Source organism: Pantoea endophytica, assembly GCF_002858935.1.
Taxonomy (GTDB): Bacteria; Pseudomonadota; Gammaproteobacteria; order Enterobacterales; family Enterobacteriaceae; genus Pantoea; species Pantoea leporis.
Genome location: NZ_PJRT01000005.1, coordinates 880,377 through 890,600 on the forward strand (window position 1 = coordinate 880,377; position 10,224 = coordinate 890,600).

7 protein-coding genes are annotated in these 10,224 nt (G+C 54.1%); all 7 read right to left on the bottom strand.

All coding sequences use genetic code 11. From position 1 onward, the window contains the following. Positions 1 to 5: 5 nt before the first annotated feature. Positions 6 to 1,241 (bottom strand): HlyD family type I secretion periplasmic adaptor subunit, encoded by a 1,236-nt coding sequence (locus tag PZBJ_RS06610; RefSeq protein ID WP_101761754.1) that lies wholly within the window; start codon positions 1,239 to 1,241, stop codon positions 6 to 8. After that, positions 1,241 to 3,610 carry a type I secretion system permease/ATPase gene (locus PZBJ_RS06615; protein WP_101761755.1) on the bottom strand — a complete coding sequence of 790 codons (2,370 nt, stop codon included), beginning with the start codon at positions 3,608 to 3,610 and terminating at the stop codon, positions 1,241 to 1,243. Before PZBJ_RS06615 ends, PZBJ_RS06610 begins: the two co-directional genes overlap by 1 nt. 157 nt (positions 3,611 to 3,767) lie before the next feature. Next, the gene (locus tag PZBJ_RS06620; RefSeq protein WP_146001290.1) at positions 3,768 to 4,532 is read right to left on the bottom strand and encodes a hypothetical protein; all 765 of its coding nucleotides are present in this window, start codon (positions 4,530 to 4,532) and stop codon (positions 3,768 to 3,770) included. A 191-nt stretch (positions 4,533 to 4,723) separates the two neighbouring features. Then, positions 4,724 to 5,254 carry a hypothetical protein gene (locus PZBJ_RS06625; RefSeq protein WP_101761757.1) on the bottom strand — a complete coding sequence of 177 codons (531 nt, stop codon included), beginning with the start codon at positions 5,252 to 5,254 and terminating at the stop codon, positions 4,724 to 4,726. Between the two features lie 45 nt (positions 5,255 to 5,299). Next, complete coding sequence (locus PZBJ_RS06630) at positions 5,300 to 6,457, bottom strand: Ig-like domain-containing protein (RefSeq protein WP_101761758.1); 1,158 nt, start codon at positions 6,455 to 6,457, stop codon at positions 5,300 to 5,302. A 390-nt stretch (positions 6,458 to 6,847) separates the two neighbouring features. Continuing rightward, the gene (locus PZBJ_RS06635; RefSeq protein ID WP_101761759.1) at positions 6,848 to 7,732 is read right to left on the bottom strand and encodes an OmpA family protein; all 885 of its coding nucleotides are present in this window, start codon (positions 7,730 to 7,732) and stop codon (positions 6,848 to 6,850) included. Between the two features lie 52 nt (positions 7,733 to 7,784). Then, positions 7,785 to 10,224 (bottom strand): Ig-like domain-containing protein (locus tag PZBJ_RS06640; protein ID WP_240632887.1); only part of this gene is annotated, 2,440 nt, incomplete at its 5' end.

Below are 10,224 nucleotides of genomic sequence, written 5' to 3' on the forward strand. Positions count from 1 at the left end.
CTCTATTAACGCTCACGGAACGCTTCGCGGGCTTTCATCACCGGTTTCAGCAGGTAATCCAGAATGGTTTTTTCACCGGTACGGATTTCGACGGACGCGACCATGCCAGGAATAATCGGCAGCGCTTTGCCGCCGGCATTCAATGCGCTGGTATCGGTTAACACCATCACGCGGTAGTAGGTGTCATCTGGACGACCCGCTGCCGCTTTAGCGTCATCTTTCAAGGTGTCTGGACTGATAAACTCAACCTGTCCTTTCAAGCCGCCGTAAATCGCGTAATCGTAAGCGGTGATTTTCACTGTGGCCGGTAATCCCGGGTGCAGAAACGCCACATCGGAAGGACGGATCTTAGCTTCCACCAACAGTTGGTCTTCCAGCGGCACAATCTCCAGAATGTGTTCACCCGGTTGAATGACCCCGCCAATGGTGTTGAAGCGAATGTTCTTCACCGTGCCCTTAACCGGCGCGATGATGGTGGTGCGGTCAACAATATCGGCGCGACCAATCAGGTTTTCGCTGGTTTGTGACAGCTCTAATTCCAGCTTGTTGAGCTCGGAGTTGGCGTCCGCCTGATAACGGTTACGGCGCTCCACAATCTGTGCCTGAATCTCATTGGCCTGGCGCTGCATACGCAGCAGTTCAACTTCAGAAAGCAAACCACGCGCAGCAAGAGGTTGTGCCAGGCGAATCTCACGCATTGACAGTTCATAACTACGCTGCAAGGCGCTAACTGAGTCATCCAATGCGCGTTTACGTGATTGATAGGCTTTGGTTTCCTGGGCAATGACGATCTGATCTTTACGTACCTGCTCATCATCAAAGATCAACGGTTGGTTGTAAGCTTCAGCACGCAGACGCGCGATAGTGGCTTTCAAACCCACCACTTTATTCAGGGTTTCGCGATAGCTTGCCTGAGCACGCGTTGGGTCAATTTTCAGCAGTACCTGACCGCGCGCCACCTCTTCACCTTCACGTACATTCATCTCAGCCAAAATTCCGCCTTCGAGACTTTGAATGATCTGTTCGCGGCTTTTAGAGATGATTTTGGCTTCGCCTTTGGTGATCTCTTCCACACGGGCGAAATGTGCCCAGGTCAACCCCCCCACAATTACGGCGATAACCACCCACAGCACTACACGTGACCCCGGTGTGCGTTGGGTTAACAGTGAAGACTGGATGTCATCTAAGAAGTCGGCGTCCACTGCTGACAGTTTCGGTTTACGTTTAAATAAGCTGGCCATCAGGCAGATACCTCAACATCTTTGTCCGACGCCTTGGCTGGCGCAGAGCGCGAAACCATTGGGGTGGAAGGTTTAGTGGCAGCAACCGGCTGGTTTGCAGCGGGCTGAGGCTCGTTATTGGCGGCAGGCTGCTGGGCGGCCTGATTGACTTTGGCGGTTGCAACCGGTGCGGGCTGGCCGCTCAGGCGGGCCAACACCACCTCTTTCGGTCCATCGATCGCCACTTTCCCGGCATCAATCACGATGATGCGATCGACCAGCGCCAGTAGTGACGGACGGTGTGTGACCACCACCAGCGTGTGTCCCTGGGTAGCGCCGTGCAGATGCTTCAGGAATTGCTGCTCGGTTTGGCTGTCCATGGCGCTGGTCGGTTCATCCAGCAGCAGTACTTCCGGGCGGCTCAGCAATGTTCTTGCCAGCGCCACTAACTGGCGTTGACCACCGGACAAGCTGCAACCGTTTTCACCTACCGGTAAGTTGATACCCAGCGGATGGCGGGCGGCGATTTGATCCAGCCCGGTCAGACGCAGCACACGTAAGAACTCGTTGGGTGCCGCATCTGGCATGCCGAGCATTACGTTTTCACGTAGCGTGCCGTAGAACAGACGTGAATCCTGACTCACGAATCCGATATGGCGACGCCAGTCCGCCGGATCGATTTGGTTAACATCCAGACCATCGGTGAACAATTGTCCGCCGGTAGGCTGATACAGGCGCGCCATCAGGCGCAGCAGCGTGGATTTACCGCTACCGATTGAGCCCAAAATCGCGATACGTTCACCGGCTTTGATATCAATGTTGATGTTTTTCAGGATTTCCGGGTTTGGCTGCATCGGCGGAGCGGGGTAAGAAAAGCCCACACCTTTCAATGCCAAATCACCTTTCAACTCGGGATTGGCGATGTACTCTTGCTCGCTGTCGCGATCAGTAGGCATCTCCATCAGCTTGTTCAGTGAACCCAGCGCGGCTTTCGATGACTGATAACGCGTGGCTAAGCCGATGACCTGGCCCAATGGACCGGTAGCGCGGCCCGCTAACATCACGGTACCGATCAAGCCACCCATGGTGAGATCGCCCGCATCAATCATGTAGACGCCAATCAGAATCAGCATCACCGTCTGGAACTGCTGCAGGAACGTCACTGAAGTCGTTGCTAACGTCGAGTAACGCTTGGATTTTGAACCGCTGTTGGCCTGCAAGGCGCTGAACTTCTGCCAGCGGCGTTGCATATGCACCTGACCGTTAGTAGCCTTCAGCGTTTCCATACCTTCGATGGACTCAATCAATACGCCCTGCTTCAGCGCGGCATCTTTCAGATTCTCTTTCATGATCTTCGCCAGCGGCCACTGAATAATGACGCTGATAATGATGATTAAAGGCAGCATCAGCAGCGGCACAAAGCCGAGCGGACCGCTAATCGCAAAGATAACGCCGACGAACAGCAGCACGAACGGCAGGTCAGCCAGCGCCGCAAGCGTGGCGGAGGAGACGAAATCACGCAGTGATTCGAACTCACGCAGCTGGTTGGCGAAGGTGCCGGAAGACGCCGGCTTGTGCTCCATACGCACTTCTATGGCCTGGCGGAACAAAATGCTGCCGACAATCAAATCCGCTTTTTTACCTGCGGTATCCAACAAGTGGGCACGAATAAAACGCGTTAAGCCTTCAAACAACATGGCAATGGTGACGCCAATCGCCAGTGACCACAGCGTGACAAACGCCTGATTTGGGATGACGCGGTCATAAACATTCATAGTGAAGAAGATGCTTGCCAGTGCCAGCACGTTGATCAATACCGAGGCCACAGCGGCACTACGGTAATAACGGCGGTAGCGCCATAATGTGCTGAATAACCAGTGTTTCTGGTTTTCTGGCAGACCCTCTTCCACGCGACGATCTACCTTGGCCGTTGGCTTGGCGAGGATGGCAAAACCGCTGTACCACTCGGCGATTTCCGCGTGTTCAATTTCAACCGGTTGGTTGCCTACTTCTGGCATGACAACCTGATAGAACCAGGTCATTTTGTCTTCGGCATTTTTCTTGCGTGAGCGATCAAGCAAGATGCAACCGCCAGAGCCTTTGCGCACCAGAATGGTGGGCATGACCTGTTGTGGGATATCCCACAGGCTGCGTTCGACCAGGCCTGGCGTAATGCCGGCGCTTTCCAGTGATGTCAGCGCCAGCGATGGCGATAATAAAACGTCTTTTGGCAGGCCTGCGGTTAGCGCGTCAAAGCTGCGGCCAAGGCCATAGTGACGGCACATCCAGTCCACGCTTTGCAGCAGCGTATCGTCAATACGCGTTTGCACACGTGCCAGTGACTGCAATTCCTGCTCGTGTTGTTGGTTTTCAGAATCTGTTGCGTTCATTCACCGCATCTCTTTCTTCGTTAAGTCCGGCCCGCTCATGTCGGGGTGTAAGAAAATTCTCGCTTTTACCAGCCAGTTTCGATACGAGCCGGGTCTTGCTTAGGGGGCAGGAGTAAAAAGAACAACTCATAAATTGCTGTTTTAATGCATCTTTCCATTACATCGCGAGTATTTGTACGTCTTGTTCCGCTGTCGGACAGCTCTCAACGCAGGATGAGAATTGGATGGAAATGAGTTCGCTGGGAACCGCCGCCAGCGTGAGTGCTGTGCGTAACGCCTTGGCTTTTTCCTGCTGAATGCTCTGCGCTTCTCCGCGCGAAATTAGGCGGATCACGACACTGTGAATGATGGGATGTTGCTGACGCAGCGTGACAACCACTTCGTTTATCGAGTTCTGCCCCTCATCGCTCAGCAAGGTCATGCCCGCGTCTTTCTTAAACAGCACCTGGCTGCTCAGCAAATATTGGCTTTCACTCTGCGCAGACGCGCGGTCAAAGACACAAGGGACAATAGTGACAGCGCGGGAATGCGCATGAACCTGGCGACGGTTCGGTTTGAGCTCTTTTTCACCATGCTGGCGGTGTACAGCGCGGGGGGCATCCGTAAGATGCTGTTGTTCATCAACGCGTAGGTAATAGGTTCGGCCACCCCGTAACTCTGCTTGATACAGGTGCTCGGTTTTACCGCGATACAGTGGATCATTCACAAAGGCGCCAAGGGTATGATTGCCTGGCTTTAAGCAGAAGCTGGTAAATCCGCCGGGCAACAGGCTGGTGTGATAGCGCGCATCAACGTAGACATTGGCTGGGCCTTCTGTCAGCACATCGCTATTCGCGCGGTAATACACCACTTGCGTCAGCTCTTTAACTACGGGCGGCACAGGTTTGTATTTTTCGCCAAAGGCTTTAGGCGCTTGTAACATCGCTGATGCTGGCAAAACCATTAACAGTCCAGCAGCCACAATCCAGGATTTATTAAACACGATAGACCTCATAAAAATGTTTGAATCGCGCCTTGACCTTTTAGGGTCGCCAATGTTGGTGACCGTTCACTCGGGCGCGCAACACCACGCATTCAATGGCGTGACGTTAAAAAATTGCGGGAGGGTGAGAATCAGTGGCTGGCTTTCTTCAACTTTGGCTCTTCGTCATAACGGCATTCAACAACCGCTGAAGAACGCGACAGCACATGTTGCTGTAAACGCAATAGTGGAAGTTGACGTTCAGCCTCAATGCGACGCACCGCTTGCGGTTTGCCATCTGCCTGCGTATTTACCCGCACAAAATAGGTTTTGCCCGGTTTCAATGCGGCCTGAAACTCGGCGAAGTTTTGCTGTTGCGCATCGGGCGCATCGAGCAGTGCGCCGAGGGTGTAAGTGCCAGGTTGAACGCAGATGCGCGTAAACATGCCTGGCAGCAGCGCGGCGTGCAGCTCACCATTGAGAGTGACCAGCGCGGCAGGTTTTTTGCCCGCTTCACCAACGCGGTAATACACCACTTGTGCCTGGTCTTTTACGGGTGCCGCTTGCGGCTGCCAGGTTTCACCAAAAGCGCGCGCCTCGGGTGCAGCTTTGGCGTGGGAAATAGCAAAAATGGAGGTGGCGACCATCGCTGCCACAATCAGTGAGTGAGTTAAATGTTTCATGGTTCCTCCCCGACGACGATCGGTCGCGGGTTTCAGTTTTCAGGATTAATTAAGTGGATGGTTGCCGAGCAGGTCATCAATCAAGCGGCTGACGTCATCGGCTGGCGTGGCTGTGTTGTAATCCGCTCGTTCGCCGTCTGCGAGGGAGAATTGCGCCCAATCACTGAGATCGCTATCAGCCGGTAGCAAGTCACCAAGGCTTAAAGCTTCAATCGGGGCTTCTTCAGCGGCATCAATCACTATCACCGCGGGATCGGAGGGTGCGGAAACGACTCCGGCTGGATCGGTAACCACCACGACAAAGGCATGTGAACCGTTGGGCAGCGCCGCTTCAGGTGTGAAGGACCAATTACCCTCAGCATCGGCAATGGTGGTGCCGAGCAAGTTACCGTTATCAATAATCTGGATCACTGAACCGGGTTGTTGCTCGCCACCGCTTAACGTTGGTGTGTTGTCGTCGGTAACGTCATTGTCCAGTAAAGCGCCCTGCTGCTCACCCACGTCATCATGAATGCTACCCAACGTGGCTTCTGGTGCAGCGATTGGGGTTTGTTCATCGATCGGTGTGGGAGTTTCTTCTTCAGCGGGCTGTTCGGTTTCCTCTGTCGCGTCTGCTTGCTCGCCTGGCGTTTGGTCGTCCGGTACAGCGGTGCTCTCTTCGGGTTTCTCTTCTTCAGGTGGCGGGGGCGGCGTAGAGGATTTATCGTGGCTGTTGCTGCGCGTCAGCATCGCCAAAGCGGCAACAGATGCTGCGGCAGCTACCGCCAGTAAACCGTATGACGCGGCATTGCCGTCGACTTCCAGATTGCTCAGCGGCGGCAATACGGCGCTATCGAGCAACACCGTGGAATAGTCGCCATCCTGCAATCCCGCTGGGTTCATCTCTGCATCGGCGCTGGCTGACGTAAAGGCATGCCACTGGCCATCTTCCCCCATACCGACAATCTCGCCTGGATGCGCGTAATAATCCTCAATCACCAGATTAGGCGTTTCAGGATTGTCTCCGCGCAGCGTGAGTTGTAGATCATTGCCTACGCGCTTTAGACGAATCATGTCTGGACCAGTCAGGCTTTCGCCTTCAGCCAGCACATAGCGCGCCCCTTTCTCGGCTTTCACCGTAACGGGCTTATTGGGGTTGGGCGGCAGGTTTTCTGCCTGAATAATGCGTCTGCCGCTGACTACCGCCAGGTTAATGTCTACCATCGGAAAATTCCTCGTTTACGGCGATGCTCTGCCGCAATCGCCTCGTTTCCCGTGTGCCGGGGATCAGGTAAGTAATGGAGTGCATTTGTACCGGAATTGTCTTACAAGCAACCACAGGCTGGGTCTTGGTTGATGCGGGAATTGACCGTTGCGTTGCAAGAAGAGTTTGATGAGGACACTGCCAGGCGCGCACATTTGTAGCGGCGCGATTTATCGCGCAATGAATTGTGCCGCTACGGGTTTGTGCGGTTTATTGATGTGACAAATAAAAAAGGCCAGTGACAACGTCACTGGCCTTAGCTACATGCAATAAATAACGACCCGTTTAACTGTGTAAAGGTTGACTGGGCTTCCGTTGAGCAACGCCTGCTACCCAACGGAATGATCGTGTTACTGCGTTTGAACGCGAACCACCACACGGCGGTTTGGCGCGTTGCACTGGATCTGCTCTGCACGTGTACCGGTGCAATCGCCGACCACCAGTTCGTCACTACCTGCACTGCTGGCATTCAGGTTACGCGCGGGCAAGCCGCCCTGAATCAGCATGGTTCGTACCGTGTTCGCGCGCTGTTGACCCAGACGCAGGTTGGTGGCTGCTTTACCGATGGGATCGGTATGACCAATAACCTGAATACGGTTCAGCTGGACGCCATCTTTATGCAGTTTACCGATCAGCTCATTGACCGCGTCACGGCCTTTACCGGTGATGTCATTGCGTGATGATTTACCAAAGGCAAACAGCACATCGCTCGACAAGGTGTAATCCATGGTTTTGCTGGCGGTATAACGGCACTGCTCAACCGCAGAGGCACGGTCCAGCGTGTGTGCCTGCGCACGTAAGCCGCGCAGTTCGACGTTCGCCTGCTGCGCGTTAACCAACTGAGGACGGCCCTGGCTGTTGCTATCGACTTTAACAAAGTAGGTTTTGCCCCCTTCGAAGTTATCGCGGTGTGGCTGAGCCTCTTTGCCTTTGTAGTACGGCGCATCTTTCAGGAAAGCCCCCAGCGAGTGGCTGCCCGCCGACACGCAGAAGGTGCTGTACATGCCAGTCAGCAATGCAGATTGGTATTCACCATCGACATAGACGTGAGCCGCATCAGGACCACTGACTTGCGCGGTACGGTAATAGACGATCTGCGCCTGGCTGGCGGCGACGCTCGCCACCGGCTGATAGGTTTGGCCGAACACTTTTGATTCAACTGCCGCGTGTGATGCGAGGGAGAACAGACCGCCTGCCACCACCATCGCAATCAGCGAAGAATTTAACTTTTTCATGATTCCTCCACGGAGGCTCTTGCGAGCCTCCGGTTTGATTGTGTTTAAAGGATTAGTGGTTGTTCAGGTTGGTCTGCACACCCAATTGCACCAGCAGTTCGGTATCGGCACCGGAGTGCTGATAAACCTCGTACTGTACGCCGCCAACGGTGACGGTGCCTTCAGCTTTGGCCCAGTTGCCTGGATCCGTGCCGTCTGGCAGCAGGTCGGTGAGGTTAACCACATCGCCTGCATCACCTTTGATCATCAGCTGCCTGGTGTCGTCACCCGTAAAGGCATGTTCTTCACCGTGTGCCAGAATATCGCCGAGGGAGATATTCAGCACGTTAGCTTCGCCGTTGGCCATATCGACTACTGTGACCTGTGCTTCAGTCGCTACAAGGTTATGGAAATCCAGAGGTTGCTCCGCATGTTCCAATACCAACGTATGAGTGTTGGTCTCCAGATGCATAACCGGCTCTGCTTTTGGCAGTGATTGATTGTTTGCATCTGAGGCAAACGCATTGACGCCTGCGTTGTTATTTTCTGCCTCTACCATGTAATTCGACTGAGCGTTAAATGACTGATCTTCAGACTCATTAACATTAATCTCATGGCCATTTTCGTCAATACTCAATGTCGCTGACTCATCATCCTCAACATCCATCATTCTCGAAGTTGGACGACCGGCCGCTGCACCGCTGCCTTTTTCACCCCATTGCACATAATCAATATTATGAACAAGCCATTTTCCATCCGCCACTGGCGGGGCGTAGTTAATACCGCTTTCAATTGTAAAATAGCCAATCTTTTGTCCTGCTGGTGCTGTAAAGCTTCTTAACTGATTGCTAGTATCCCCTGAATTTATTTGCTGGCCTAAATACACCCCGGTTGTTGAGTAATACTTGGCTGTGGCGGGTACTGCATAACCAGTGTAAGCATTTGCTGTTGCGTGCAACAGGTAACTAAGCTCTTCTGCACCTCCTGGAATAGTGAATTTCACAATCGTTCCCGCCGACAGTGCGACGTTATACTCATCATTAAATGATTGTCTATTAGCACCTGCCGAATTATATGGCGGCACCGCATTAGGAGGGGTTGGTAAATATTCAGGCCCCTTAAGGATCTGCAATGAGAGACCTGAAGCCAAAGTTACATTGCCGTTAAAGAATTGGTCGAATTCCTCAACACTCACTCCAGACTTAATATTCAAGTCAAAGTTTGAATATGAACTGGTATTTCCCGCGGCATCCACACCGCTCGCACGGAACTGATAATTGCCGTAAGCCATATCGGCTGCCGGCGTCCAGCGCCAGTCACCATTACTGTCGGCAACAACGACAGTCGCGGTTTTCCAACCAGACCCATCGTTGTACTCCAGCGTGACGGTCGCGCCTGTTTCAGCCTTACCTACCACCGTTGGTGTTTTATCATCCGTTGTACCGCCACTAGCGATATCACCGGTGCTGCTGCCAAAATCATCAATGACTTTAGAGATACTTACGGTTGGTGCATTGGTGTCAACGTTCAGTGTAAATGTGGCAGACTGTGCAGAGTTGTTACCCGCTGCATCCGTGGCTTTCACATAGAAGTTATTCGGACCCTGACTCAGCGCCGCTGGTGGTGTCCAAGCCCAGTTACCTGAGCCATTGGCCAGCACGCTCGCCAGTGCCTGACCGTTAGCACTGTAAATGGTGACCACACTGTTGGCTTCTGCTGAACCACGCAGCTCCGGACGTGTATCATTGGTCAGGCCGTTATGACCAACCAGAGCATTAAACGCGCCGCCTGCTACGTCATCCCATGCACCGCTGATAACCGGTGTTCCTGGAGGCGTTGCGTCTACCACAATGCTCCAGCTGTTGGACTGCGCCGAGGTGTTACCCGCCGGGTCAACTGCCGTGACCACGAAGCTGTGGTTGCCGTCTCTCAGCGCACCCGCCAGCTCCAGCGACCACTTGCCGTCGGCTCCTGCCTTCACGCTTCCCAGGACGTTGCCGCCTTCGCGAATGGTGACAATCGCGTTAGCTTCCGCCGTACCGTTCAGCGTCGGTTTGTTGTCGTTGGTCAGACCGCCGTTGGCAATCGCTCCCACGGTACCACCCGCCACGTTATCCACTACGCCGGTGATGGCAGGTGTGGTGCTGTTGGTGTCAACCAGAACGCTCCAGCTGTTAGACTGCGCCGAGGTGTTCCCCGCCGGGTCAACTGCCGTGACCACGAAGCTGTGGTTGCCGTCTCTCAGCGCACCCGCCAGCTCCAGCGACCACTTGCCGTCGGCTCCTGCCTTCACGCTTCCCAGGACGTTGCCGCCTTCGCGAATGGTGACAATCGCGTTAGCTTCCGCCGTACCGTTCAGCGTCGGTTTGTTGTCGTTGGTCAGACCGCCGTTGGCAATCGCTCCCACGGTACCACCCGCCACGTTATCCACTACGCCGGTGATGGCAGGTGTGGTGCTGTTGGTGTCAACCAGAACGCTCCAGCTGTTAGACTGCGCCGAGGTGTTCCCCGCC